Source organism: Pseudomonas sp. UBA7530 (genome assembly GCF_002479365.1).
Classification (GTDB): domain Bacteria; phylum Pseudomonadota; class Gammaproteobacteria; order Pseudomonadales; family Pseudomonadaceae; genus Aquipseudomonas.
On the sequence record NZ_DLMS01000012.1, the window covers coordinates 1 to 24,968 of the forward strand.

The following is a 24,968-nucleotide window of genomic DNA, read 5'->3' on the forward strand; positions in this document are numbered from 1 at the left end:
GCGGTCTGGGGTTTCTTCTTTGTGCGGCAGAAAAGTTTGGAAGAGCGGCTGCGCATCTAACGAGAGAGCATGTCGGCCTTTGGCGCCGCTCGGGTAGAATGCGCGAATTCTGCAGGGGACTTTCATGTCTGACTCGCCGCCCGAACCTTCCTTGTCATCCTTGCCGCTCGAGCAACTGGTCGCCTGTCACGAGTGCGATCTGCTGATGCGCAAGCCGTTGTTGCAGGACGGGGAAAGCGCCGAATGCCCGCGCTGTGGCTACGAGCTGTTCAGCCACCGGCATCATGTGGTGCGGCGTAGCATGGCATTGGTGCTGACCGCTTTGCTGTTGTACGTCCCGGCCAACTTTCTGCCGATCATGCAGCTCAATCTGCTGGGCCAGACTACGCAGGATACCGTGTGGAGTGGCGTACTTGGTCTCTACGAGAGCGGCATGCAGGGCATTGCCGTGGTGGTTTTCCTCAGCAGCATGGCGGTTCCGCTGCTCAAGCTGCTCTGCCAGTTTCTGGTGTTGCTGAGCATTCGTTTCGACTTCGGTCGCAGCTACGGTCTGTTGCTCTATCGGATCTATCATCATATGCGCGAGTGGGGGATGCTCGAGGTCTATCTGATGGGCATTCTGGTGGCGATGGTGAAGTTGATGGACCTGGCTGACCTGAGCCTGGGCCTGGGGTTGTTCTGTTTCATCGCATTACTGCTGGTGCAGGTGTGGCTTGAAGTGACCATGTCGCCGCATCAGATCTGGGAAGCGTTGTCCGGGGAGGATATCCATGCGGGCGATTGATGCCGGGCTGCAGGTGTGCCATGAGTGCCACCAACTCAACCCGATCGAAAAGGATGTCAGGCACCAGTACTGCAGTCGCTGCGGCGGACAGCTACACGCACGTCGACCCAATAGCCTGGCGAGTACCTGGGCCTTGTTGCTGACGTCGGCGATTCTCTATGTCCCGGCCAACCTGCTGCCGATCATGACGGTCAACAGTTTGGGCAGAGGCGCGCCAGCGACCATCATGGGCGGTGTGCTGGAGCTCGTTCACCTGGGCATGCTGCCGATTGCGGCTGTGGTGTTCATCGCCAGCATTCTGGTGCCCACGTTCAAGTTGGTGGGTATCGCTCTATTGTTGTACTCGGTGCAGCGGCATCAGCCGATGTCCGCTCGCCAGCGCATTCTCATGTATCGCTTCATCGAGTGGATCGGCCGCTGGTCGATGCTCGACATCTTCGTCATCGCAATTCTGGTGGCGTTGGTAAATTTCGGCAGCCTGGCCAGCATCGAAGCCGGAGCCGGCGCCGCTGCCTTTGCCTGTGTGGTGATCCTGACCATGCTGGCGGCACTGACTTTCGACCCTCGTCTCATCTGGGACAACACGGAAATCGACCATGACTGACCTTCCTCTGGCCAAGACGCGTCCCGCTTCGAACTGGTCGGCCATCTGGGTGCTGCCGCTTATTGCCCTGCTGATCGGCGGTTGGCTGGCCTGGCGTGCGTACAGCGATGCCGGTGTCGAAATCGAGGTGGTGTTCCTGACCGGTGAAGGCATCCAGGCCGGCAAGACCGAGGTGATCTACAAGGGCATGTCGGTGGGCAAGGTCGTGGCCTTGGCGCTGGATCGAGGTGAAAACAGCCGTGGTGTGATCGCGACCGTGGAAATGAACCAGGACATGGAAAAGAATCTGGGCAGCGAGACGCGCTTCTGGCTGGTCAAGCCCAGCGTCAGCCTGGCCGGCATTACCGGGTTGGAGACCCTGGTCTCGGGCAACTACATCGCCGTCAGCCCCGGCCAGGGCGATCTGGCGCGCAGCTTCACGGCGCTTGCCGACGCGCCGCCGATGTCCGACAGCGAGCCAGGCCTGCACCTGACCCTCAAGGCCGAACGACTGGGCTCGCTGAGCAAGGACAGCCCAGTGTTCTACAAGCAGATTCAGGTCGGCCGGGTGAAGAGCTACAAGCTCGGCGAAGACCAGAGCACGGTCGAGGTGAAACTGTTCATCCAGCCGCAGTACGCCAACCTGGTACGCAAGCACACGCGTTTCTGGAACGCCAGCGGGATCTCCATCGACGCCGGCCTCTCGGGCGTCACGGTGCGCACCGAGTCACTGGCCAGCATCGTGGCCGGCGGTATCGCCTTCTCCACGCCCGAACACCGGGCCGACAGCCCACCTACCGACCCCAGCATTCCCTTCCGCCTCTACGAGGACTACGACGCGGCCCAAGCCGGCATCAGGGTCGCGCTGAAGCTGCAGGATTTCGAGGGGCTGGAGGCCGGTCGCACGCCGGTGATGTACAAAGGCATCCAGGTCGGGCAGATGAAAACCTTCAAGGTCGATACCGATCTGAGCGGCGCACAGGTCGAGCTGATGCTCGATCCGCGTGTCGAAGATTACCTGGTCGAGGGCACCGATTTCTGGGTCGTCCGTCCTTCCATTTCGTTGGCCGGCATTACCGGCCTGGAGGCGCTGGTCAAGGGCAACTACATCGCCATGCGTCCGGGTGAAAGCGGCAAACCGGCGGCCCGCTCCTTCGAGGCCAGGGCCAAGGCGCCGCCACTCGATCTGGGTGCGCCCGGACTGCACCTGGTGCTGTTCAGCGACACCTTGGGCTCGATGGAAGTGGGCAGCCCGGTACTCTACAAGCAGGTGCGGGTGGGCTCGGTACAGAGCTTCCAGTTGTCGCGTGATGACCGCCAAGTGGTGCTCGGTGTGCATATCGAGCCGGAGTACACGCACCTGGTGAACACCTCCACGCGCTTCTGGAACGCCAGCGGTATTACCCTCAAGGGCGGGCTGTCGGGTGTCGAGGTCAAGAGCGAGTCGCTGCAGACCTTACTGGCCGGCGGTATTGCCTTCGAGACACCGGATCTACAGGCCAGCAGGTCGAACCGCCAGGTGCAGCGCTTTGCGCTGCACGCGGATCGTGAAAGCGCCTTGCAGCTGGGGCAGCAGATCAGTATTCGCGTCAGTGACGGCGACGGTCTGCAGCCAGGTACGCTCGTACGCTACAAGGGCCTGGAGGTCGGCAAGGTGGAGAACCTGAGCCTGACCGATGATCTGCAGGCGGTGATCCTGAATGTGCGTATTACTCAGGCCGCCGAGCAGATCGCCCGTGAGGGTACGCAGTTCTGGGTGGTGAAGCCGGAGTTGAGTCTGACCCGCGCCGCGAATCTCGGCACTCTGGTCAGCGGTCAGTATCTGGAGGTGCAACCTGCTGGCCTGAAGGGGGCACGCCGTAGCGAATTCACCGCGTTGGCCAGCGCCCCGAATCAGGCTGTGCGCGAAGAAGGTTTACGACTGGTGCTAAGTGCGCCGCGGCGCGGTTCGATCAAGCCGGGGGTGATCGTCAGTTACCGCGAGGTGCCGGTGGGCAAGGTGGTGGATTTCGAACTGGGGCCGACCTCGGATCGTGTATTGATCCATGCGCTGATCGAGCCGCGCTACGCGCCGCTGGTGCGTTCGGGCAGCCGTTTCTGGAACGCCAGCGGTATTGGTGTGGATGCCGGGCTGTTCAAGGGCGTGAAGGTGAGAACCGAGTCACTGGAGGCATTGCTCGAGGGCGGCATTGCCTTTGCCACGCCGAACAATCCGGAAATGGGCGGGCCGGCGTTGCCGGGGCAGACCTTCGCGCTGTTCGAAGAGCCGGCTGAAGGCTGGCTGGATTGGGCACCGAAGATTGTGCTGGAGAAGTGAGCAGACCATAGATGAAAGGGCCGCAATGAGCGGCCCTTTCATTTTCAGTCTATTAAAGCTCGCGGCTGAAGCGGAATGCCGCCCAGCCGCTCCTACACAAGGCTGTCTGTAGGAGCGGCTTCAGCCGCGATGGGGTCAGGCCGGCTCGGCAGCTTCCTCCTGCGCAGGCTCCTGCGCCTTGGCACTTTCGCGCGGCTTGATGAATTTCCAGTCCGCCTCGTCGATATAGATGCCGTTGGGGCCGCTGCCACCCTCCAGATCGATGGCCACGTGAGCCGAGACCTGTGGCTTGACCGAGGCCAGGATCGGCACGAAGCCAAGCTGCAGGCTGGTCTCGATCAGGGCCTGCTGGTTGCGTTCGTCGATGTCCGCCGCCTCGTCGAGGTAGTAAGGCAGACGCACGCGCCCGGCCTGCTCGCGATCCATCAGATGCAGCAGCAGGTACATGTTGGTCAGCGCCTTGATGGTCATCGTGGTGCCGTTGGAGGCGGCGCCATCGATGTCCGTGTGGATCACCGGCTGGCCATGCACCTTGGTGATCTCGAAGGCCAGCTCGAACAGGTCCTTCAGGCCCAGCTGGTTGCCGTTGGCGGCCACCAGGCGCGACAGGTAGTCCTTGGCCTCCTCGTTCTTGGCGTCCTGCTCGGCCGATTGCGACAGGTCGAACACCGACAGGGTTTCGCCTTCCTCGTACTGGCCGGCGCTGTGGATGATCTGGTCGATATGGCGCAGGGCTTCCTTGTTCGGCGCCAAGACGATGCGGAAGCTCTGCAGGTTGGAAACCTGGCGCTTGTTGATCTCACGGTTGAACAGCGCCAGCTGGTGCTCCAGGTTGTCGTAGTCGCTGCGGATGTTGCGCAGGGTGCGGGCGATATCGGTGACTGCCGCACGTCTGGCCTTCGCTAGAGTGAGGGCTTCGTCCTGGCGGTGGGCGTAGGCGTTGACCAGCAGTTGCAGGCGGCGCTCGACATCGTCCTCGCTGTCGAACTTGGCGACGCCCTTCAGGCGTACCTGGGCGTAGAGTGCTTCGATCTGGCCGTCGACACGTTGCAGCGCCTGCCAGGTGTCCTGGTAGTCGTTGAGCAGCGGAAGCAGGTTGTCCAGCGAGTCGTCCACCGGCTCCATGAACGGCGTGCCGAAGGGCAGGTCGGCCGGCAGCAACTGGCGACGACGCAGGGCGTCTTCCAGGGTGCGTTCCTTGGACTCCAGATCACCGATCTGGCGGCTGATCAGTTGCAGCTTGGCGGACAGTTGCTGCACGCGCTCGGCGAAGGCATCGCTGGCGCGCTTGAGCTCGTCCTGGGCGCCTTCCAGTTCGGCCAGACGCTCCAGTTTCTGCGGCTCCTCGGCAGCCAGGGTCTGGCTCTTGCGGAAGTCTTCCAGGGCCTTCTGCGCATCCAGTACGGCCTGGTACAGCGTTTCGGCCTGGGCCTTGCTGGCGGCGCGGTCGGCAGCCACCGACTGCTGGGTCTTGAGCTGCTTGAGCTCGCGCTCCAGGCGATCCTTCTGGTCGCGCAGGGCGGCACGGTCGGCCAGTGCCTGCAGCGCCGGGGGCTCGATATGGCTGAGGTCGATGGACAGGCCCGGCACGGCGAAGGTATCGCCCTTGAAGCGATCCAGCACCGCCTCGACGGCCTTGACCCAGTCGTCGCCCTCGGCCTGGATGCCTTTCTCACCCAGCGGCAGGCTGAACAGCTGGCCGTTGAACAGGCGCATCAGACGGTCGACGTCAGCCTGGGAAAACTCCTCGCGTAGGCGCGAGTAGCTGTTGTTGTCGGCGTGGTCGAGCTGCTGCTTGACCGACTTGAGACGTTTTTCCAGGTCGCGCAGGCGCTCGTCGAGGTCTTCGCTGGAGAACTGACGGGACTGCGCCAGGGCACCGGCCAGTTCGTCGTGGGCGTCCTTGGCGGCGAGCAGTTGCTCTTCCAGTACCTTGGCATTCTCCACCAGGGCAAAGCGGTTCTTCAGCACCGCAAGCTCGCCCAGCCAGCGCTGGATTTCGCTGATCTCGCGCTCCAGGCGCATCAGCTCGGCCGTGCCGCCGCGCTGCTCGTTCTGCAAGCCGTCCTGCTCGTTTCGATAGTGCTCAGCCTGAATGACCAGCTCTTCCTTGCGCGCATCGGCGTAGTCGTGCCAAGTGCCCAGCAGGTTATCGAGCAGCGGCGAGAGGCGGTGCAGCTTGCCGCGCAGCACTTCGCGCTGAGCCACGCCCGAGGCCAGTGCTTCGATCAAGGGGCCGGCGGTCACCAGAGCCTGGTAGTCCTGCTCCATGCGGCGCACGTCGCGGAAGGCTTCCTCGGTGGCGGCGATGTAGTCGACGCTGCCCGAGCGCAGGCTGTGCTCGAAGGCATCGAGGAACAGCTGCTTGAGCTTGGCCGCAGTGATTTCGCGCATGTGCAGCAGGTTGATGAACAGCGCGCGGAAGGTCTTCAGGCTCTGCTCGCTGGTCGAGCGCAGCGGGATCAGGGTCAGGTCCAGCGGGATGCTGGTGTGGCCGCCGACCAGCAGGCGGCGCAGTTCGTCGGGCTTCAGTTCGTAGGCGGTGATGCCAGCCTGGCCGAGGTTCTTGAACAGTTCGCGCTGACGCAGGCAGGTGCCGTTCTGCTGGTAGTGTTCCAGATCCAGCTCGCCGGCGTAGGCGAAGAACTGGTGGCTGAAGCCGCCACCCGGGCCGCGACCAGCCACGCCGATCACATGCGGGCCGTGGGGCAGGGCGACTTCGACGAGGATGTAGCTGGTATCAGAGGCGAAGTAGAACTTGCGCGAGGCTTCCAGGCTGTACTTGCCGAAGCTCATGTCCGACATGCGCGCCAGGATCGGGAACTGCAGGGCGTTGATCGAGGCGGATTTACCCAGGTTGTTGGCGCCGTAGACCGACAGCGGGTTTTCCAGCGGGAACAGGCCGAGGCTGTAGCCGGCGGTGTTCAGCAGGGCGAAGCGGCGAATGCCGTAGCGTTCCTGGCTCATGCGTCCATCTCCTGTGCGGCGCGTTCTTCTGCCATGGCGCGGGCCAGGGCGTCTTCCTCGGATTCGTCGGTGTCGATGGCAACTGCCGTGTCGACATCGCCGTCATCGTCCAGCAGCACCGGTGCCGGCAGCGGCAGGTCGCTGCTGTGCAGGCTGGCAGCCAGGTCGCGGTCGTGCTGCACCGACAGGCAGACGTCGAGGAAGCGGTGCATCGGCGGCAGGAAGCGGTACACGCCGTTGCTGTCCTCGGCGAAACCAAGCTGCACGAGACGGCGGATGATCTTGTCTTCCAGCTCCTCGAAGGTGGTGACCTCGGCCTGCAGGAACAGGTCGCGGTACTTTTCCAGCAGCGCTGGCAGCTCGTCACGGCCGATGCTGCCGCCGTCGAGTACAGAGAGCGGGTCGCGGCCCTGGTCGGCCAGGTGCTCGACCAGAATGAAGGTGAACAGCGCCAGGCGCTGTGCAGTCTTGTTCACCTGCGGCGCCACCTGCTCGGGCACGAAGTAATAGAAGCCACGCGGGTCGCAAACCAGCTCGAAGCCGAGGGCGCGGAACAGCGCGCGGTATTGGTCCTGCATGCTGGACAGCTGGGCGTAGCACTCCGGCTCGCTGCGCGAGATGTGGTAGCCCTTGAACAGGTCGCGGAAGGCGGCCGCGAGCTGGGTCATTTCTTTCAGGTCGATATTCATAGACGGTGCTCACGGGCAAGCGTTGGGTCGAGTGCGGTTGAGCGCGCTCCACCTGATAGGTCGAAATGGCCGATGGTGGGCAGGAGTAGGGTGGACGACGCTTCATCCGTCCACCGCCCGGTGATCGACGAGGTGGACAAGGAAAGCGTTGCCCACCCTACGTGATGGTCATGCACTGGCGAGTCCTGCTGCCTGGCAATCGCCAAGGCGGACAAAAAGGGCGTTGTCCGCCCTGCGTCGCGTTCAAGCATGGGGGCGGCCCACCAGGGCGTAGGAGCTGATGCTGATTTCGTGCTCGCGGGTCAGATAGGTCTGGCGTTCCAGACGGTCGCGCTGGAAGCGGCCTTCGCGTGACAGTCGCGAGAACCAGTAAAGCAATTCGTCTGTGGCGCCTTCCGGTTCCTGCTCCAGCAGCCAGGTCATCAGATCCGGCAGCGGTAGGGCCTGCTCGCAGCGCTCGATCATTTCCCGCGCGGTTTTCGGCGCCTTGGGCGCGCCGCCCTTGCGGCTGCCGCTGGCCTTGGGGAAATGCGCCGGCTTGGCTTCGAAGCGCGCCAGGGCGTAGACGTAGGCCTCGACCTGGCTGGCCGAACCGAGGAAGTTGCTTTGCGGCCGGGTGAACAGCGGCATGGCCGCCTGCGGCACGGCGTCGATGCCCTTCTTGCGGATCACCGACAGCGCCAGCGCGGCGCCGCGGGTCACGGCGTTGTGCCGGCGCGCTTCCTCGCGTAGCGGCAGCAGCAGCTCGCGGGCCTTGCGCAGGGTCAGCTGGGCGGTGGTCTGCATTTCCAGGATGCGCGCATGGGTGCGCAGCAGCAGGTCGTCGTCGACCAGTTGGCCGAGGCGCTGCTGGTCACCGAGCAGGCGCAGCAGCACCTGTTCGACGCGGCGCACGCCCTGCTCGAAGGCGCCATCGGCGGCGACCAGCTGGATCATCGGCTCGACGTACTCGTCCCAGGTGGCCAACACCTCGGCGTAGCGCTGGCGCAGGGGGATTTGCCGATCGCTGGTCTTCGCGCGGTCGGCCACGCCAACCAGCGCCTGTTCGTCGTTGGCCAGTTTCTTCAGCACGTCGCGCACGCGCATATCGAGCAGGCGCAGCTGGCGTGCCAGGTCGTTGGCGTCGCGCACCTCGAAGGCGTCCTGGATATAGCCGGCCAGGCGCTCCAGATGGCGCAGGTAGGCTTCGATCTCCAGGCACAGGCCGAGGCGGTGCTCGCGGCGCAGGTAGGCCAGGAAGTCGTGGATCTGCGCGTTGAGCTCGAAACGATTAGGGCTCTTGGCCACCGGCACCAGGATGTCCAGGCGGATCCAGGTGTCGAGCAGGGCAGTGGTGTCGCTGGGCGTGGCGTCGGGCAACTGCGTGGCGAGCTGGCTGCGCAGCTCGACCAGGCTCAGGGTGCCGGCGTCGAAGCGCTCGCAGAGCGGTTCGAGCAACGTCCAGTGTTCGGCGAGGGCGCGCAAAACGCGCTTGGGATCGATCATCGAGGCGCCGGGTTCCAGGCAAGTGAAAAGGAGTGATTGTACTGCAAGGAAGGGGCCTGTTTTGAGTGTCTGTCGATCAGAGGCCGGCGAGCGACAGGTTGTTGCCGTATGTTACGTGCTGCGCAGGCGTAACCGAGCTGTCATGGGGGCGTCATGCGTACTGGGCAAGCTCGGCGACAGGCCGATCAGTGAAGGGTGAGCCCAGCGGGCAGAGTTCGCCAGTGATCGGTCCGGGGATGAAATGCCCTTGGTGCCCTTTCGATATGCGTCAGTTATCGGCACAATTCGCGTCCACTTTTTTCCGGGGGCTGAAAGCCCTCCATTGGCCGACCTTGCTGGGGCGACGAGATGATCCAGACGCCGTACTACCTCATCGACAAACAGAAGCTTCTGGTCAACCTGGAGAAGATCGCCTACGTGCGCGAGAACTCCGGTGCCAAGGCGCTGCTGGCGCTGAAATGCTTCGCCACCTGGTCGGTGTTCGACCTGATGCAGCAATATATGGACGGCACGACCTCATCGTCCCTCTATGAGTTGAAGCTGGGCCGGCAGAAGTTTGCGGGCGAAACCCACGCCTACAGCGTGGCCTGGGCCGACGACGAGATTGAAGAGATGGTCGCCAACTGCGACAAGATCATCTTCAACTCCATTGGCCAGCTCGAACGCTTCGCCGAGCGTACCCAGGGCACCATCCGCGGCCTGCGCGTCAACCCGCAGGTGAGCAGCTCCGACTACCTGCTGGCCGACCCGGCGCGTCCGTTCAGCCGCCTGGGCGAATGGGACCCAGCCAAGATCGAGCAGGTCATGGGGCAGATTTCCGGCTTCATGTTCCACAACAACTGCGAGAACGGCAGCTTCGAGCTGTTCGACAAGATGCTCACCACCATCGAAGAGCGCTTCGGTCACCTGATCGCCCAGGTCGAGTGGGTCAGCCTCGGCGGCGGCATCCACTTCACCGGCGAGGGCTATCCGATCGACGCCTTCTGCGCGCGCCTTAAAGCCTTCTCCGAGAAGTACGGCGTGCAGGTGTATCTGGAACCGGGCGAGGCGGCGATCACCCTGAGCGCCTCGCTGGAAGTCACCGTGCTCGACACCCTGTACAACGGCAAGCACCTGGCGGTGGTCGACAGCTCGATCGAAGCGCACATGCTCGACCTGCTGATCTACCGCCTCAACGCCAAGATGGCGCCCAACGATGGCGAACATACCTACATGGTCTGCGGCAAGAGCTGCCTGGCCGGGGATATCTTCGGCGAGTACCAGTTCGACAAGCCGCTGCAAATCGGCGATCGCCTGTCGTTCATCGACGCGGCCGGTTACACCATGGTCAAGAAGAACTGGTTCAACGGCCTGAAAATGCCGTCCATCGTGGTCAAGCAGCTCGACGGCAGCCTCGAGGTGGCCCGAAAGTTCGAGTTCGACGACTACCTGTCCAGTCTGTCGTGATCTTGTCGTAGGGTGGATGACGCTTTTCCCATCCACCATGGCGCAGGTGTTCGGTGGACGGATGAAGCGTCGTCCACCCTACGATTTCCAACGTAATCATTGTCCAAAACGCAGTACCCAGGAGGTGAAACAATTGAAGAAGAACGTTCTGATCATTGGAGCAGGAGGTGTTGCCAAGGTGGTGGCCCATAAGTGCGCGCAACACAATGACGAGTTAGGTCGCATTGCAATTGCGTCGCGCAACATCTCCAAATGCCAGGCCATCATCGACAGCGTGCAGGCAAAGGGCGGCCTCAAGCAGCCCGGCGAGATCAAGGCCTATGCGCTGAACGCTCTGGACGTGGAAGCGACCAAGGCACTAATCCGCGAGACCGAATCGCAGATCGTCATCAACGTCGGTTCGGCGTTTCTCAACATGCCCGTGCTGCGCGCCTGTATCGACACCGGCGTCGCCTATCTGGACACCGCCATCCACGAAGATCCGAGCAAAATCTGTGAAACCCCGCCGTGGTATGGCAACTACGAGTGGAAGCACCTGGCCGAATGCCAGGACAAGGGCGTGACCGCCATCCTCGGTGTCGGCTTTGACCCGGGCGTGGTCAACTCCTATGCCGCTCTGGCGCAACAACAGTACTTCGACAAGATCGAGTCGATCGACATCCTCGACGTCAACGCCGGTTCGCACGGCAAGTACTTCGCCACCAATTTCGACCCGGAAATCAATTTCCGCGAATTCACCGGCACGGTCTACAGCTGGCAGAACAGTCAGTGGGTGAGCAACAGCATGTTCGAAGTCAAACGCACCGACGATCTGCCGGTGGTGGGCGAACAGAACCTGTACCTGACCGGCCATGACGAGGTGCACTCGCTGTCCAAGCACCTCGACGTGCCGAACGTCCGTTTCTGGATGAGCTTCGGCGATCACTACATCAACGTGTTCACCGTGCTGAAGAACCTCGGCCTGCTCTCCGAACAACCGGTCAAGACCGCCGAAGGCCTTGAAGTGGTGCCGCTGAAAGTGGTCAAGGCCGTGCTGCCCGACCCCGCCTCGCTGGCGCCGGGCTACACCGGCAAGACCTGCATCGGCGACCTGGTCAAGGGCACCAAGGATGGCCAGCCGCGTGAGCTGTTCATCTACAACGTGGCCGACCACGAAGAAGCCTTCGCCGAGACCGACAGCCAGGGTATCTCCTACACCGCCGGCGTACCGCCAGTCGCCGCAGCGCTGCTGGTCGCGCGTGGCGAGTGGGATGCCAAGCGCATGGTCAACGTCGAACAGCTGCCGGCCGAGCCGTTCCTGGAGCTGCTGGACGTGATGGGCCTGCCGACGCGCATCAAGGATGAGCACGGCGACCGTCCGTGGAATCAGCCAGCCTGATACAGCCCGCAGCATGAAAAAAGGATCGCCTCGGCGATCCTTTTTTCGTTATGGCGACGCTAGCGTCAGACCCTGAAGCGGCCCACCAACTGGTTGAGGTCGGCGGCCAGGCGCGACAGTTCGTGGCTGGAGGCGCTGGTCTGGTGCGCGCCGGTGGCCGATTGCAGCGACAGGTCGCGGATGTTCACCAGATTGCGGTCCACCTCGCGGGCCACCTGAGCCTGCTGCTCCGCCGCGCTGGCGATCACCAGGTTGCGCTCGTACATCTCGCTGATGCCCACGGTGATTTCGTCCAGCGCGCTGCCGGCGCTCTGTGCCAGTTCGCGAGTGGCACGTGCGCGATCGTTGCTCGACTGCATCGAGGTCAGCGCCTGGCTGGCACCGGTGCGCATGCTGGAGACCATCTGCTCGATCTCCTGGGTGGAGTTCTGCGTGCGGTGGGCGAGGGCGCGTACTTCATCGGCCACTACGGCGAAACCTCGGCCGGATTCGCCGGCGCGCGCTGCCTCGATGGCGGCATTGAGCGCCAGCAGGTTGGTCTGTTCGGCGATCGCGCGGATCACGTCGAGTACCTTGCCGATTTCCTGCGACTGCTCGGCGACGCGCTGTACCAGCGACGAGGTGCTTTCCACCTCTCCGGACAGGTCGCTGATGGCCGCGATGGTTTCCGCGACGCGCGCCTGGCCCGACTGCGCCGACTGGTTGGACGTCTTCGAGGCCTCCGAAGTGGACACCGCGTTGCGCGCCACTTCGTCCACCGCCGCGCTCATCTCGTTGACGGCAGTGGCGGCCTGTTCGATCTCGTCGTTCTGCCGCTGGATGCCGCGGCCTGCTTCTTCGGTCACCGCATTGAGCTCTTCGGCCGCCGCCGCCAGTTGAGTCGAGGAGCCGCTGATTTCCGCCAGGGTGTCGCGCAGGCGCTGCTGCATCTGCGCCAGGGCGGTCTGCAACTGGCTGACCTCGTCGCGCCCGGCAACCTGGATGCGCTGGGTCAGGTCGCCGGCGGCGACATGCTGGGCCGCTTCCACGGCACCTTTGAGCGGGCCGACGATGCTACGGGTCAGCAGCCAGGCCAGTAGTACGGTGACCAGCGCAGCGAGAGCGATCACGGCAATGACGATCAACTGTGAGCGGGCGTACTCGTCCGCCGACACCTGGCCTTCCAGGGCAATGCCCTTGCTGTAGATCTCGCCGAGTTCGGCGAGCTGAGCGCCGGTGCCGTCGACCACCGGCTTCATATCCACCAGCAGCAGCTTGTTGAGTGCTTCGCTGTTACTGCTGCGGGCCAGCACGAAGGAGTCGGCCATACCGCGCTGGTAGGCCGCGAAGTCGCGGCGGAATTGGTCGTAGATGCGCTGCTCTTCCGGCGTATCGATGAAGGGCTCGAAGTCGCGGATGTTCTGTTCGAGCACCTTGTTGCGCGCCTCGTATTGGCTCAGGTAGGTGTCGACGTTGTTCGGGTCGGGGTCCAGCGCCACGCGCAGGGAAATGGTGCGGATGCGCAGCATGTTCTCGCGAATGGAGTCGACGGCGCGGATGCTCGGCACCCAGTCGGTTTCGATGTTGGTGGCCCGCTCGCGGATATTCGACATGGTGGCGAGCGAGAACACGCCGAGAAAGGCCACCATCAGGGCGATCAGGGCAAAACCAAAGGCAGCGCGAGGAGCGATGTTCCAGTTGCGTAGCAGCATGTAAGCCTCACTGGGGGCGGGCAGGCAGAATTGTTTTCGTTATGGGATATCGGCTGGCGAGGTGCCGGCTTGAACCGCTGGATGCGGAGTTTTCGGCGGTTATGAGTCATTGCAATGAATAGTTACATAGTCGTACGATGACTGACCACAACAATCACAATAGCAAGGCCGCCATCATGATCAGACCCCTCGTATTCGCCGCCACCCTCGCTTCGACCCTGGTGATGTCCGCACACGCTGCCACCTTCGCCTACATCTCGAGCCCTAACGACGGGCTGATCTCGCAGTACCGCCTGAATGACGCCACCGGCGCCATCGAACTGGTCGAACAGATCCAGGCTGGCGACAAGGTGAACCCCATGGCCCTGTCCCCTGACGGCACCCTGTTGTTTGCTGCGCAGCGCGTCGCGCCCTTCACCGTGCTCAGTTACCGCATAGACGCCAAGACCGGGCATCTGGAGGAAATCGGCCAGGCGCCGCTGGCCGACAGCATGGCCTACCTGTCCACGGACCGCAGCGGACGTTTCCTGATGGCGGCCTCCTATGGCGGTGCCTTGCTCAGCGTGCAGGCCATCGGCACGGACGGCCAGGTAGCGGATAAGATCGCCGTCTACAAGACCGGCCCCTTCGCCCACTCGATCCGCTCGGATCTGAGTGATCGTTTCGTCTACGCCGGCAATCTCGGGGTCGACAAGGTGCTGCAGTTCAGCCAGGACAAGACCACCGGCGCACTGACGCCGATCGGCGAAGGCTACGCCAGAACCGCAGCCAATACCGGGCCTCGCCATTTCCTGTTCTCGCCCAACGGCAAATTCCTCTATGTGGTGGGCGAGCTGAGCGGCACGGTCAGCGGTTATGCCATCGACGAGAGTAGCGGTGAATTGAAGCAGGTGAGCGAAGCCAATGGCATCCCTGCGTCCCTGGGTCTGGCCCATGGTGAAGCGCGCAGTGCTGCCAACAACGATCTCAAGGATGATCCGACCCCGCGTATCTGGGCGGCCGACATTCGCCTGTCGCCGGACGGCACCTTGCTCTACATCACCGAACGCACCACCAGTTCGGTGTCGGCCTTCAGGGTCGATCCTGACAGCGGCAGCTTGAGCTTCATTGGCAACTACCCGGTCGAGGAAAAGCAGCCGCGCAACATCGCCTTCTTCCCCAATGGCAAATGGCTGCTGGTGACGGGTGAAAAAAGCCAGACGGTCGGCAGTTACGCAATTGGCGACCAGGGCCAGCTCAAGCGCGTTGGCGAAGCCAGGTCGGGCGATGGCGCGCTGTGGATCGAGATCCTGCAAGCCAAACCCTGACCGCTCTTTGTGCATGACGAAAAAGGATCGCCACGGCGATCCTTTTTCGTTTCAGAGTGGGCTCAGATTGTCACCAGGCTGATGCCCTGGCAGCACGGGGTGGCGAATGTGCCTGCACGGCTGACGCTGGCGCAGGTTTTCATGGCGCCTTCACTTCAACGAGCAGAAGGCTCAGGGACTATCCGCGCCCCTCGATTCACGCGACAATCGCCACCTATCAAATGACTGCACTGGATACTTCTGCTTTGAACGCCGAGCTGCGCCGTCGCGCCTACCTCGATGCCATGCAGGTAGCCACTTGGCTGCCGCGTACCGAGCTGCCCTTTGCCGCGCCGTCGCGTGCCGAATTGCTGGCGCCGCCGCCTGCCGAAGCGCCGCTGAATGTCGTCAGTGAATCGGTGGCAGCGGTGGCCGAGCCGGTACGCGAGACGCCGGCCGAGCGGCCGAAGATCGAGATTCCGCGCCCAGGCGCCCAGCCGCGCCAGACGGCTGTCGAACCGGTGGCGGAGCCGGAACCTGTCGAGGAAAAACCGGCTCGGGTCAGTGCACCGCCGCCACGTTTTGCCCTGCAGTTGCTGCGTGCCGGTGATTGCGCCCTGCTGGTGGAGCTGCCCACCGGTCAGCCGTTCCAGAGCCGCGATCCAGCCTACGTCCTGCTCAAGGATCTGTTGCGCGCCGCCGGTCTGCCGGACAGCCCGCAGCTGCTCGGCGAGCCGGTGCGCTGGCCGCTGCTGGTGCGCGGTAACCTGGGTCAGGGACCGGAGGCGGCGCTGGAGTTCGTGCAGAGCTTCGTGGCTGCACGCCTGGAAGAGCAGCCCAGCGCCTGTCTGTGGCTGGTCGGCCTGCCGGCCATTCGCTTCGCTGGCGAGGGTGACGAGCACAGCTACAACCGTGAGCTGCAGATCGAGGGCCTTGGCGCCTGCTGGGCGTTGCCGGGCCTGGAGCTGCTGATGGAAGAACCAACGCGCAAGCGCGAGCTGTGGCAGGCCATGCGGAGAATCCGCCAGCGCTGGTCAGCCCCTGCTCAATCCTGAGAACACCCGTCTTTGTGCCTGAGTTACGCCCGATGAGCGATGCGATTTCCTTCCGCCCGATGACCGAGGCGGATCTCGATGCCGTGCTGAAGATCGAATACGCCGCCTTCAGCCATCCGTGGACGCGCGGCATCTTCACCGACAGCCTCAAGTCCTATAACTGCTGGCTGATGTTCGAGGGCAATCAGCAGGTCGGTCATGGCGTGATCAACCTGATCCTCGACGAAGCGCACCTGCTCAATATCACCATCAAGCCGGAAAGCCAGGGCCGTGGCCTTGGCTTGCGCCTGCTCGAACATCTGATGAAAGAGGCCTTCGAACTAGGCGGGCGTGAGTGCTTTCTTGAAGTGCGCGCCAGCAACCAGAGCGCCTACCGCTTATACGAGCGTTTCGGTTTCAACGAAGTGGGGCGCCGCCGCGATTACTACCCGGCAGTCGGTGGGCGTGAAGACGCGTTGGTGATGGCCTGCACGCTGGTCGATTGATGTCATTACTTTAAAAACGCAGCCCGGATGCAATCCGGGAGATCGTCGCCCCGGATTGCATCCGGGCTACGGTCTGGCCGTTTGATCGCACCAGGCGTTTCACCCCGGATGCCCATCCACTCGCGCCTGACACAGCATCGACGCGTAATACCAGGCGAACAGGGCGAAGGCCACGGCCCAGCATAGCGCCGCCAGCCATAGCCAGCTGCTGCCCGCCGCGACTCGAATCAGCGCGCCCAGATTGAGCAGGCCGAAGGCCCAGGTCATTGCCTTCGGCGGTTGCAATGCACGGCCGGTATGACCGAGGCTGACCCGCGCCATCATCGCCAGGATCAGCCCGCCCATTGCACCCACCGCCAGCGCGTGGTTGGCCAGGCTGGGTTGCGTCAGCCAGCCCAGGTGCCACGCAGCCATGCCGAGCGTGGCGAGCAACAGCCAGGCGTAGGCCAGGTGCAGGGACCACAGCAGCGGTACGCGCCAGACGCCGCGCAGGTGCCAGCGCCACAGGCGCAGGCCGTGCAGCACGCTCAGCACGATGAAGGGCACGGCCAGCCAGGAACTGGGCCGCAGGTTATGCCCGCTGGCGAACAGCGCGGCGACCAGCACACCGCAAACCAGCAGCAAACGATCCTGCCAGGGATGGGCAGCGAAGGCCTCGATCCGGCCCAGGCCGCGCTGGGTGAAAAAGGGGATCACGCGACCACCGATCAGGCTCAGCATTACGGCGATCAGCCATAGCGCGGCCAGCGCGCCACGGCGCTGCAGGCCATCGTCGCCCAGCACCAGGCCGGCGAGGCTGAGGGACTGGCACAGCGCGAGCAGGCTCAGCACCAGCAGGATTGGGTAGTTGTTGCGTTGCCGCGCGGCAATCAGCTGGCGCGCCATCTGCGCAATGAACAGGCCGATAAAGGCCAGTTGCAGAACTGCCAGCAGTGCCAGCGGCGCGGGGAAGAACCACACCAGGCGCGCGGCCAACCACAGTCCGAACAGAGCGATCAGGGGGCGGCCGCTGAGACCCGGACTCCCGGTCCAGGTCTGTACAGCAGTGAGCAGGAAGCCAGCGATGATCGCCAGGCCGAAACCGAAGGGCATCTCGTGGCGATGCCAGGCTAGCATGCCACCGGGCACCGCGGGGCTCGTCAGCCCGTGCAGCGCCGCCGCCCAGAGGGCGACGGCAAACAGGGCGAACAGCGCGCCAGCGAGAAAGAACGACCGAAAGCCAAGGCGCCAGAGCGGCGCGATGGCCAGGGCCTGCTTACGATCAAGCAATTGCATGAGCGCTTGCTCTCTCTTTCAGGCGTTCCTGCGCGATCAGGCGCAGCACGTAGCCGATCTTCAGCACGCTGGGACCGATCAGTGTCAGGCTGTGTGCCAGCACCAACGTCGGTACGTTCAGGTGCCTCTCCAGGCCATAGGCCGCCAGCACGCCCAGGAGCAGCAGGACGAGCCCGGCCCAAAGCAACTGGCTGGACAAATGCAGGATCTGCATGGGTGGGAGATTGAGCGGATACATGATTCACCTCCTCGTTGATCAGCTGTCCAGCGCCGAAGCCGGACCGAAGAATTCGTAGCGGCTTTGCTCGTCCGGTACGCCCAGTGCCTGCAGGTGACGCTTGACCTGAGCCATAAAGGGTTTCGGGCCAAGGAAGTAGGCGTCCAGATCACGTTCGGACGGCAGCCACTGCTCCAGCAGTTCGCGGCTGAGGAATCCCTCTGCGTCGGCCTGGTCACCCTCGCGCGGTTCGCTGTAGCAAACGTAATGGCGGATCTGCGGATGCTCGGCGGCGTGCGCATCGACCCAGTCACGGAATGCGTGAACATCGGCACTGCGCGCGCAGTGGATAAAGTGAATCGGTCGTCCCGAATGACGTGCCGCGTCGAGCATGGCCAGTGCCGGGGTAATGCCGACACCGGCGGTGATCAGTGCCAGCGGCTTGTCCGACTCGCTCAGGGTGAAATCGCCGGCTGGCGGGAACAGATCCAGTTCGTCGCCTTCATGAACATTGTCATGCAGGTGGTTGGAAACGCGTCCGCCTGCTTCACGCTTTACGCTGATGCGGTACTCGCGGCCATTGGCCAGCGCCGAAAGCGAGTAGTTGCGGCGTACTTCTTCGCCGTCCAGCAGCAGGCGCATGCCGATGTACTGGCCTGGCTGGTAGTCGAGCAGGGCGCCGCCATCGACCGGGACCAGATAGAAGGAGGTGATCTCGGCGCTCTCGATGACCTTACGCGCCACGCGGAAGGCCCGCGCGCCACGCCAACCGCCAGACGCCGTGGCGTTTTCCTCGTAAAGCTGTTCTTCGGCGCCGATGAAAATGTCGGCCAGTTGCTGGTAGGCCACGGCCCAGGCATCGATCACGGCATCGGTGGCGATCTCGGCGCCCAGCACCTCGCGGATCGCGCGCAGCAGGCAGCCGCCGACGATGGGATAGTGCTCGGGGAGAATCTGCAGAGCGACGTGCTTGTTCACCACCTGGCGTACCAGCGGCCCCAGGGCCTCTAGGCGGTCGATATGGCGCGCGTACATCAATACGCCGTTAGCCAGAGCGCGCGGCTGGTCGCCGCTGGCCTGGTGGGCCTGGTTGAACAGCGGACGTACTTCGGGATACTCGCTGAGCATCATCCGGTAGAAATGGGTCGTCAGCGCTTCGCCGCCGCTTTCCAGCAGCGGCACGGTGGCTTTGATCAGGTCACGTTGAGTGTTGGTCAGCATTAGGGTATCTCCGCAAGACAAATAAAGACGCCGGTGTGGCTCGTCTGGCCAGTTATGGCGTGCTAGCGTTAGCGATAAATACCCATCAGAAATCGTGCCAGATAAATAATCCTTAAATATCAATGGCTTGCTTGTTTTGCAGTATTAATGACTCGCTTTGCGTGTGGGTCTTAATGACTAAGAGTAGTCTAAATGACCGCTAACCCTTTGCTGGAAACCCTGATTCCTCTGGTGGCAGACCTTTCGCGCGAGCTGGATGATGGCGAGCGTTACCGCCGGCTGCTCGCCGCCTTGCGCCAGCTGTTTCCTTGCGATGCCGTGGCGCTGCTGCGACTCGATGGTGAGGTGCTGGTGCCGCTGGCGGTGGAAGGCCTGAGCCCAGACACCCTGGGGCGGCGCTTCCGGGTCAGCGAGCATCCGCGCCTGGCCGCGTTGCTGGAGCATGCCGGGCCGACTCGCTTCGCCGCCGACTGCGGCCTGCCTGATCCTTATGACGGGCTGGTAGACGGCCTGCATGGGCATCTGGAAGTGCACGATTGCCTGGGTTGCCCGCTCTATCTGGATGAGCAGCTATGGGGCCTGTTGACCCTGGATTCGCTGGACCCGGCCAGTTTCGGCCGGCTCGATCTGGACAGTCTCGATGCGTTCGCCAGCCTGGCGGCGGCCACGGTCAAGGTCAGTCAGCGCATCAGCGGCCTGGCGCAGCGGGTCGAGGCCGAGCGCCAGCTCACCGAGTTGTACAAGCAGGCGCGCCAGCAACCGCGCGAGCTGGTGGGGCAGAGCACGGCGCTGCGCAAGCTGCAGGACGAAATTCGCCTGGTCGGCGACAGCCCGCTGACCGTGCTGATCACCGGCGAAACCGGCGTCGGCAAGGAGTTGGTGGCTGAAGCCATCCACGCCGCCTCGCCACGCGCCCAGCGGCCTCTGGTCAGTATCAACTGCGCGGCGCTGCCCGATGCGCTGGTGGAGAGCGAACTGTTCGGCCACGTGCGCGGCGCCTTCTCCGGGGCGATGAGCGAGCGCAGCGGCAAGTTCGAGCTGGCCGATGGCGGCAGCCTGTTCCTCGACGAGGTGGGCGAACTGCCGCTGGCGATCCAGGCCAAGCTGCTGCGCGTGCTGCAGAGCGGCCAGTTGCAGCGGGTCGGTTCGGATCGCGAGCACCGTGTCGATGTGCGGGTGATCGCCGCCACCAACCGCGACCTGGCGGCCGAAGTGCGTGCCGGACGCTTTCGCGCCGATCTCTATCACCGCCTGAGCGTCTATCCGTTGCCGGTGCCGCCGCTGCGCGAGCGCGGCCGCGATGTGCTGTTGCTGGCCGGTTATTTTCTCGAGGAGAACCGTGCCCGGCTCGGGCTGCGCAGCCTGCGTCTGAGTGCCGAGGCGCAGAAGGCGCTGCTGGGCCACGACTGGCCGGGCAACGTGCGCGAGCTGGAGCATTTGGTCGGTCGTGCGGCGATCAAGGCGCTGGCGCGCCACGGCGAGCGCCCGCGCATTCTCAGCCTGGACGTGCAGGACCTGGACTTGCCGACGGCCGAGGCGCCGCCCCTGATCGACGAAGTGCTGGCGCCCGGTGAGGCTATGCCGACGGGTGTGGAGCTGCGCACGGCGGTGGACGCCTTCCAGCGCAGACTGATCGAACAGTGCCTGGCGCGCCACCAGGGCAAATGGGCCGACGCGGCGCGTGAGTTGGGCGTGGATCGCGCCAACCTCAGCCGCCTGGCCAGGCGCCTGGGTATTCGCTAGCCGGATTGTGGGAGGGGCTTTAGCCGCGATCTGTTCACGTCGCGGCTAAAGCCCATCCCACATCATCGGCATCTGCTCGTAGTCCGGATGCAATCCGGGGCCAGCAACTCCCGGATTTCATCCAGGCTACAGTTGGAACACCAGCGCCTTCAGGCCGCTCTCGGGGGAGATATCGGGAAACTCCGGTGGGTTGTCCAGGCGCTGCACGAAGTGCAGTTGTGGCGCTTCGGCCGCCATCCCTTCGATAAGGAAGTCCGGGCCGATATCCGGATCGTTGACGCAGGCCAGCACCATACCGTGCTCGCTGAGCAGTTCCGGCAGGCGCCGGAGTATCTTGGCGTAGTCCTGGGTGAGAGCGAAGCTGCCTTTCTGAAAGCTCGGCGGGTCGATGATCACCAGATCGTAGGGGCCGCTCTTGCGCACCTTGCCCCAGGACTTGAACAGTTCATGACCAAGAAACTCCACTCGGGAGAGGTCATGCCCGTTCAGGCGATGGTTGTCGCGACCGCGTGACAGCGCCGCGCGCGCCATGTCCAGGTTGACCACCCGCTCGGCACCGCCGGCAATGGCCGCCACGGAGAAGCCGCAGGTGTAGGCGAACAGGTTGAGCACGCGCTTGCCGGCGGCCTGCTCGCGCACCCACTGGCGACCCAGGCGCATGTCGAGGAACAGCCCGCTGTTCTGCTTGCTGCCCAGATCCAGCAGGTAGTGCAGGCCGTCCTCGATGATCGGCCATTGCGCCTGTGGCTCGCCGGCCAGCCATTCGCTCTCGCTGCCCTGTACATAGCGATGCTGCAGCAACAGGCCGCGCGCGCCGCTGGCCTGCCACTGCGGTGTTGCCAGCAACTCGATCAGCAGCGGTCGCAGCGCTGGCGATGGCTCGCGGAACAGCATCACCAGAACGATGCCGGACAGCCAGTCGACGGTGATCTGTTCCAGCCCCGGCCAGCAGCGGCCACGGCCATGGAACAGGCGGCGGGTCTCGCTGCCGGGGTGGTTATCCAGCGCCTGCAGCAGGTGCTCGCGCAGGGTGGCGAGGGCGGCATCAGTCATCGCGGGTCAGCACTTCCAGCAGCTCGATCTCAAAGGTCAGGTCGGAGTTGGGTGGAATCGCGCCCATGCTGCGCTCGCCATAACCCAGATGCGCCGGCACCAGCAGCTTGCGCTTGCCACCGACCTGCATGCCCATCAGGCCCTGATCCCAGCCCTTGATCACGCGGCCGGTACCGATCACGCACTGGAACGGTTTGCCGCGCGAGTAGGACGAGTCGAACTCGCTGCCGTCCGCCAGCCAGCCGCGATATTGAGTGGTGATCAGGGCGCCCTTGACCACGGCCTTGCCGTCGCCGAGTTGCAGGTCTTCGATGATCAGTTCGTCGCTCATTTCAGGTTTCCTTGCGATGACGGTTTTGGCTGGCCTGTACCGAGCGTTCGGCGGGTACGCGCAGCTGGGTCAGCAGGTAGTCGGCGAACGCCGGTGCATAGTTCTGCAGAGCGATGGCGCCGGCCATGCAGCTCAGCCAGTTCTCGGCCAGCGCCTGGTCGATTGGCCACTGGGCATGAAAGGCAGGGATGCTGATGCTGCCGTATTTCTCGGCGAACAGCCGCGGCCCGCCCAGCCAGCCGCTCAGGAAGCACGCCAGCTTGTCGCGCGAGGCGCTCAGGTCGGTTGGGTGCAGGGCACGCAGTGCGGCGGCTTCGGGGCGTTCGTCCATCAGTCGGTAGAAGTCATCGACCAGGCGGCGCAGGCCGTCGATGCCACCGGCAGCCTGGTAGGAGGCATCGCCGGTGCCGTAGGGAAATGTGTCGCTCATCGAACCATCGTCCGGAAAAGGCGCCATTGTAACCGCTGGCGTAGAATGCTCGGCCAGTTTGAAGCACATGAACCTGTGGGAGGCGCTTTAGCGGCGACTATCGCGGCTGAAGCCGCTCCTACAGGTGCCCCTGATCTGCCGTGTAACCCGTGACCCAATCCCGATGACGCAACCCCAGCAAGGCTTCGTGCTCAGCCGCCATTGGCGCGACTCGCCGGAAGGAACAGAGGTGGCCTTCTGGCTGGCGACCGATACCGGCCCGCGCCAGGTGCGCCTGCCGTGCCAGGAAACGGTGGCGTTCATTCCCGCCGAGCAGCGTGCCTGGGCCGAGCCGTTATTGCGCAATGAGAAGGGCGTCGAGTTGCGTGAGCTGGCCTTGCGCGATTTCAAGCGCCGCCCGGTGCTGGGGCTGTATTGCCGCCAGTACCGCCAGTTGCTGCAGTTGGAGAAGAAGCTGCGTCAGGTCGGAGTGGATGTGTACGAGGCCGATATCCGCCCGCCGGATCGCTACCTGATGGAGCGCTTTATCACTGCCTCCGTCAGCTTCGAGGGCATCGAGCAGCAGGACGGCAGCCTGCTGTGCAAGTCGCTCAAACCCGCCACCGATTACCGCCCGACGCTGCGCCTGGTGTCGCTGGATATCGAGACCAGCGCCCGCGGCGAGCTGTATTCCATCGCCCTGGAAGGCTGTGGCCAGCGCCAGGTGTACATGCTCGGCCCGGCCAATGGCGACGCCAGTATCGTCGACTTCGACCTGGAGTACTGCGACAGCCGCAAGGCACTGCTCGAGCGCCTGAATGACTGGCTTCGGCGGCATGATCCGGACGCAATCATCGGCTGGAACCTGGTGCAGTTCGACCTGCGCGTGCTGCGCGATCACGCCGAGCAACTCAAGGTGCCGCTGCTGCTGGGGCGTGGCGGCGACGTGATGGGCTGGCGCCAGCACAACAGCAGCCAGCACTATTTTGCCGAGGCGGCTGGGCGACTGATCATCGATGGCATCGAAGCGCTGCGTTCTGCGACCTGGAGCTTTTCTTCGTTCAGCCTGGAGTCGGTGGCGCAGACCCTGCTCGGCGAGGGTAAGGCTATCGACACGCCCTATGCGCGGATGGACGAGATCCAGCGCATGTTCGACGAGGACAAGCCGGCACTGGCCCGCTACAACCTCAAGGACTGCGAGCTGGTCACGCGCATCTTCGCCCACACCGATCTGCTTGCCTTCCTGCTGGAGCGCTCCAGCGTCACCGGTCTGGCAGCTGATCGCAGTGGCGGCTCGGTGGCGGCCTTCACCCACCTGTACCTGCCGCCCATGCACCGTCTGGGTTTCGTCGCGCCGAACCTCGGCGATATTCGCGGCGAGAACAGCCCTGGCGGCTTCGTCATGGATTCGCGCCCCGGCCTGTACGACTCGGTGCTGGTGCTGGACTACAAGAGCCTGTATCCGTCGATCATCCGCAGCTTCCTGATCGACCCGCTAGGGCTGGTCGAAGGTTTACGCCAGCCGGACGACGAGCACTCGGTGGAAGGCTTTCGCGGCGCGCGTTTCTCGCGTACCCGGCACTGCCTGCCGGCCATCGTCGAGCGCGTCTGGCAGGGGCGCGAGGCGGCCAAGCGCGAGGGCAACAAGGCGCTGTCGCAGGCGCTGAAGATCATCATGAATGCCTTCTACGGCGTGCTCGGCTCCAGTGGTTGCCGCTTCTTCGACCCGCGCCTGGCATCGTCGATCACCCTGCGCGGGCACCAGATCATGAAGCGCACCCGCGAGCTGATCGAAGCCGAGGGGCATGCGGTGATCTACGGCGACACCGACTCTACCTTCGTCTGGCTCGGCCGCGCCCATGACGAGGAGGAGGCGACGCGCATCGGCCGCGCGCTGGTAGCGCGCGTGAATGCCTGGTGGCGCGAGCATCTGCAGAATGCGTACGGCCTGACCAGCGCCCTGGAACTGCAGTTCGAGACCCATTACCGGCGCTTTCTCATGCCCACCATTCGCGGCACCGAGGAGGGCAGCAAAAAGCGCTACGCCGGTCTGGTACGCGCCGCCGATGGCAGCGAGCGCATGGTGTTCAAGGGGCTGGAAACGGTACGCACCGACTGGTCGCCGCTGGCCCAGCGCTTTCAGCAGGAGCTGTACCGCCTGGTATTCGCCGGCCAGCCCTATGAGGACTACGTGCGCGATTACGTCAAGCGAACCCTGGCTGGTGAGCTGGACGAGCTGCTGGTGTATCGCAAGCGTTTGCGCCGACGCCTCGACGACTACCAGCGCAACGTGCCGCCACACGTACGCGCGGCGCGCCTGGCCGACGAGCATAACCAGCGACTGGGCCGGCCGTTGCAGTACCAGCGCGGCGGCTGGATCAGCTACCTGATCACCACTGGCGGGCCGCAACCGCTGGAGCGCTTGCTGTCGCCGGTGGATTACGAGCACTACATCAGCCGCCAATTGAAACCTTTAGCCGATGCCATCCTGCCATTCGTCGGCGGCGAGTTCGAACGGTTGGTGGATGGGCAGCTCGGGCTCTTCTGAGCATT

The 24,968-nt window shown here is 63.9% G+C and carries 20 protein-coding genes and 1 pseudogene; 10 read left to right on the top strand and 11 right to left on the bottom strand.

The window, feature by feature from the left end; genetic code table 11:
• Positions 1–124 precede the first annotated feature (124 nt).
• Genes B2U07_RS20175 through B2U07_RS20185 form a run of 3 tightly spaced genes read left to right on the top strand, consistent with a single transcriptional unit; the run spans position 125 to position 3,684 of the window.
• Positions 125–784: a paraquat-inducible protein A gene (locus B2U07_RS20175; protein WP_275546048.1), complete on the top strand. Its 660-nt coding sequence runs from the start codon at positions 125–127 to the stop codon at positions 782–784.
• On the top strand, positions 771–1,388 hold the full coding sequence (locus B2U07_RS20180) for a paraquat-inducible protein A (protein ID WP_275546047.1): 618 nt from the start codon (positions 771–773) through the stop codon (positions 1,386–1,388). Before B2U07_RS20175 ends, B2U07_RS20180 begins: the two co-directional genes overlap by 14 nt.
• Positions 1,381–3,684: a PqiB family protein gene (locus tag B2U07_RS20185; protein ID WP_275546046.1), complete on the top strand. Its 2,304-nt coding sequence runs from the start codon at positions 1,381–1,383 to the stop codon at positions 3,682–3,684. Before B2U07_RS20180 ends, B2U07_RS20185 begins: the two co-directional genes overlap by 8 nt.
• A gap of 135 nt (positions 3,685–3,819) precedes the next feature.
• On the opposite strand, the gene mksF is transcribed toward B2U07_RS20185, so the two are convergent.
• From mksF to mksB, 3 genes are all read right to left on the bottom strand, one after another.
• Positions 3,820–6,651, bottom strand: coding sequence for an Mks condensin complex protein MksF (mksF, locus tag B2U07_RS20190; RefSeq protein ID WP_275546045.1), 2,832 nt, complete (start codon positions 6,649–6,651; stop codon positions 3,820–3,822).
• The gene (gene mksE, locus B2U07_RS20195; RefSeq protein ID WP_275546044.1) at positions 6,648–7,340 is read right to left on the bottom strand and encodes an Mks condensin complex protein MksE; all 693 of its coding nucleotides are present in this window, start codon (positions 7,338–7,340) and stop codon (positions 6,648–6,650) included. Before mksE ends, mksF begins: the two co-directional genes overlap by 4 nt.
• 243 nt (positions 7,341–7,583) lie before the next feature.
• On the bottom strand, positions 7,584–8,825 hold the full coding sequence (gene mksB, locus B2U07_RS20200) for an Mks condensin complex protein MksB (protein WP_197858279.1): 1,242 nt from the start codon (positions 8,823–8,825) through the stop codon (positions 7,584–7,586).
• Between the two features lie 348 nt (positions 8,826–9,173).
• On the opposite strand from mksB, the gene B2U07_RS20205 reads away from it, so the two are divergent.
• On the top strand, positions 9,174–10,271 hold the full coding sequence (locus B2U07_RS20205) for a carboxynorspermidine decarboxylase (RefSeq protein WP_275546043.1): 1,098 nt from the start codon (positions 9,174–9,176) through the stop codon (positions 10,269–10,271).
• A 133-nt stretch (positions 10,272–10,404) separates the two neighbouring features.
• Positions 10,405–11,649, top strand: a complete 1,245-nt coding sequence (locus B2U07_RS20210; protein WP_296277649.1) for a saccharopine dehydrogenase family protein — start codon at positions 10,405–10,407, stop codon at positions 11,647–11,649.
• Positions 11,650–11,714: 65 nt separating this feature from the next.
• On the opposite strand, the gene B2U07_RS23185 is transcribed toward B2U07_RS20210, so the two are convergent.
• Together B2U07_RS23185 and B2U07_RS23190 are read right to left on the bottom strand one after the other, a co-directional pair.
• Positions 11,715–12,578 (bottom strand): methyl-accepting chemotaxis protein, encoded by an 864-nt coding sequence (locus B2U07_RS23185; RefSeq protein WP_419096369.1) that lies wholly within the window; start codon positions 12,576–12,578, stop codon positions 11,715–11,717.
• A pseudogene (locus tag B2U07_RS23190) lies at positions 12,570–13,340 on the bottom strand (MCP four helix bundle domain-containing protein); the annotation flags it as partial. The gene B2U07_RS23185 and the pseudogene B2U07_RS23190, both read right to left, overlap by 9 nt.
• 176 nt (positions 13,341–13,516) lie before the next feature.
• Here B2U07_RS23190 and B2U07_RS20220 point away from each other — a divergent pair.
• From B2U07_RS20220 to rimI, 3 genes are all read left to right on the top strand, one after another.
• Entirely contained in the window at positions 13,517–14,647 is a 1,131-nt protein-coding gene (locus B2U07_RS20220) for a lactonase family protein (RefSeq protein ID WP_275546040.1), read from the top strand.
• Between the two features lie 245 nt (positions 14,648–14,892).
• A complete protein-coding gene (locus B2U07_RS20225; protein ID WP_197858284.1) occupies positions 14,893–15,681 on the top strand; it encodes an energy transducer TonB in 789 nt (262 codons plus the stop codon).
• Between the two features lie 32 nt (positions 15,682–15,713).
• A complete protein-coding gene (gene rimI / locus B2U07_RS20230) occupies positions 15,714–16,166 on the top strand; it encodes a ribosomal protein S18-alanine N-acetyltransferase (RefSeq protein WP_041979584.1) in 453 nt (150 codons plus the stop codon).
• A gap of 99 nt (positions 16,167–16,265) precedes the next feature.
• On the opposite strand, the gene B2U07_RS20235 is transcribed toward rimI, so the two are convergent.
• The 3 genes from B2U07_RS20235 to hmpA are packed head-to-tail and all read right to left on the bottom strand — an operon-like array spanning position 16,266 to position 18,879.
• Entirely contained in the window at positions 16,266–17,441 is a 1,176-nt protein-coding gene (locus tag B2U07_RS20235) for an NnrS family protein (protein WP_275546039.1), read from the bottom strand.
• Entirely contained in the window at positions 17,428–17,679 is a 252-nt protein-coding gene (locus B2U07_RS20240) for a transmembrane sensor/regulator PpyR (protein WP_275546038.1), read from the bottom strand. Before B2U07_RS20240 ends, B2U07_RS20235 begins: the two co-directional genes overlap by 14 nt.
• An 18-nt stretch (positions 17,680–17,697) precedes the next feature.
• Positions 17,698–18,879, bottom strand: coding sequence for an NO-inducible flavohemoprotein (gene hmpA, locus B2U07_RS20245; protein ID WP_275546037.1), 1,182 nt, complete (start codon positions 18,877–18,879; stop codon positions 17,698–17,700).
• Positions 18,880–19,071: 192 nt separating this feature from the next.
• On the opposite strand from hmpA, the gene norR reads away from it, so the two are divergent.
• On the top strand, positions 19,072–20,622 hold the full coding sequence (gene norR, locus B2U07_RS20250; protein WP_161867502.1) for a nitric oxide reductase transcriptional regulator NorR: 1,551 nt from the start codon (positions 19,072–19,074) through the stop codon (positions 20,620–20,622).
• 126 nt (positions 20,623–20,748) lie between these two features.
• On the opposite strand, the gene B2U07_RS20255 is transcribed toward norR, so the two are convergent.
• From B2U07_RS20255 to B2U07_RS20265, 3 genes are read right to left on the bottom strand one after another with little or no spacing between them, the layout of a single operon-like run.
• Positions 20,749–21,675 carry a class I SAM-dependent methyltransferase gene (locus B2U07_RS20255; RefSeq protein ID WP_275546036.1) on the bottom strand — a complete coding sequence of 309 codons (927 nt, stop codon included), beginning with the start codon at positions 21,673–21,675 and terminating at the stop codon, positions 20,749–20,751.
• Complete coding sequence (locus B2U07_RS20260; protein WP_275546035.1) at positions 21,668–22,006, bottom strand: FKBP-type peptidyl-prolyl cis-trans isomerase; 339 nt, start codon at positions 22,004–22,006, stop codon at positions 21,668–21,670. The genes B2U07_RS20255 and B2U07_RS20260 overlap by 8 nt, the downstream gene beginning before the upstream one ends.
• A gap of 1 nt (position 22,007) precedes the next feature.
• A complete protein-coding gene (locus B2U07_RS20265) occupies positions 22,008–22,436 on the bottom strand; it encodes a group II truncated hemoglobin (protein ID WP_275546034.1) in 429 nt (142 codons plus the stop codon).
• Between the two features lie 163 nt (positions 22,437–22,599).
• Here B2U07_RS20265 and B2U07_RS20270 point away from each other — a divergent pair, with 163 nt between their 5' ends.
• The gene (locus B2U07_RS20270; protein ID WP_275546033.1) at positions 22,600–24,963 is read left to right on the top strand and encodes a DNA polymerase II; all 2,364 of its coding nucleotides are present in this window, start codon (positions 22,600–22,602) and stop codon (positions 24,961–24,963) included.
• Positions 24,964–24,968: the final 5 nt, after the last annotated feature.

Bases quoted from the DNA above. Each gene is read 5' to 3' on its own strand.
- B2U07_RS20175 (WP_275546048.1), top strand. From the start codon at position 125: ATGTCTGACTCGCCGCCCGAACCTTCCTTGTCATCCTTGCCGCTCGAG.
- B2U07_RS20180 (WP_275546047.1), top strand. From the start codon at position 771: ATGCGGGCGATTGATGCCGGGCTGCAGGTGTGCCATGAGTGCCACCAA.
- B2U07_RS20185 (WP_275546046.1), top strand. From the start codon at position 1,381: ATGACTGACCTTCCTCTGGCCAAGACGCGTCCCGCTTCGAACTGGTCG.
- mksF (WP_275546045.1), bottom strand. From the start codon at position 6,651: ATGAGCCAGGAACGCTACGGCATTCGCCGCTTCGCCCTGCTGAACACC.
- mksE (WP_275546044.1), bottom strand. From the start codon at position 7,340: ATGAATATCGACCTGAAAGAAATGACCCAGCTCGCGGCCGCCTTCCGC.
- mksB (WP_197858279.1), bottom strand. From the start codon at position 8,825: ATGATCGATCCCAAGCGCGTTTTGCGCGCCCTCGCCGAACACTGGACG.
- B2U07_RS20205 (WP_275546043.1), top strand. From the start codon at position 9,174: ATGATCCAGACGCCGTACTACCTCATCGACAAACAGAAGCTTCTGGTC.
- B2U07_RS23185 (WP_419096369.1), bottom strand. From the start codon at position 12,578: ATGCAGCAGCGCCTGCGCGACACCCTGGCGGAAATCAGCGGCTCCTCG.
- B2U07_RS20220 (WP_275546040.1), top strand. From the start codon at position 13,517: ATGATCAGACCCCTCGTATTCGCCGCCACCCTCGCTTCGACCCTGGTG.
- rimI (WP_041979584.1), top strand. From the start codon at position 15,714: ATGAGCGATGCGATTTCCTTCCGCCCGATGACCGAGGCGGATCTCGAT.
- B2U07_RS20235 (WP_275546039.1), bottom strand. From the start codon at position 17,441: ATGCAATTGCTTGATCGTAAGCAGGCCCTGGCCATCGCGCCGCTCTGG.
- B2U07_RS20240 (WP_275546038.1), bottom strand. From the start codon at position 17,679: ATGTATCCGCTCAATCTCCCACCCATGCAGATCCTGCATTTGTCCAGC.
- hmpA (WP_275546037.1), bottom strand. From the start codon at position 18,879: ATGCTGACCAACACTCAACGTGACCTGATCAAAGCCACCGTGCCGCTG.
- norR (WP_161867502.1), top strand. From the start codon at position 19,072: ATGACCGCTAACCCTTTGCTGGAAACCCTGATTCCTCTGGTGGCAGAC.
- B2U07_RS20255 (WP_275546036.1), bottom strand. From the start codon at position 21,675: ATGACTGATGCCGCCCTCGCCACCCTGCGCGAGCACCTGCTGCAGGCG.
- B2U07_RS20260 (WP_275546035.1), bottom strand. From the start codon at position 22,006: ATGAGCGACGAACTGATCATCGAAGACCTGCAACTCGGCGACGGCAAG.
- B2U07_RS20265 (WP_275546034.1), bottom strand. From the start codon at position 22,436: ATGAGCGACACATTTCCCTACGGCACCGGCGATGCCTCCTACCAGGCT.
- B2U07_RS20270 (WP_275546033.1), top strand. From the start codon at position 22,600: ATGACGCAACCCCAGCAAGGCTTCGTGCTCAGCCGCCATTGGCGCGAC.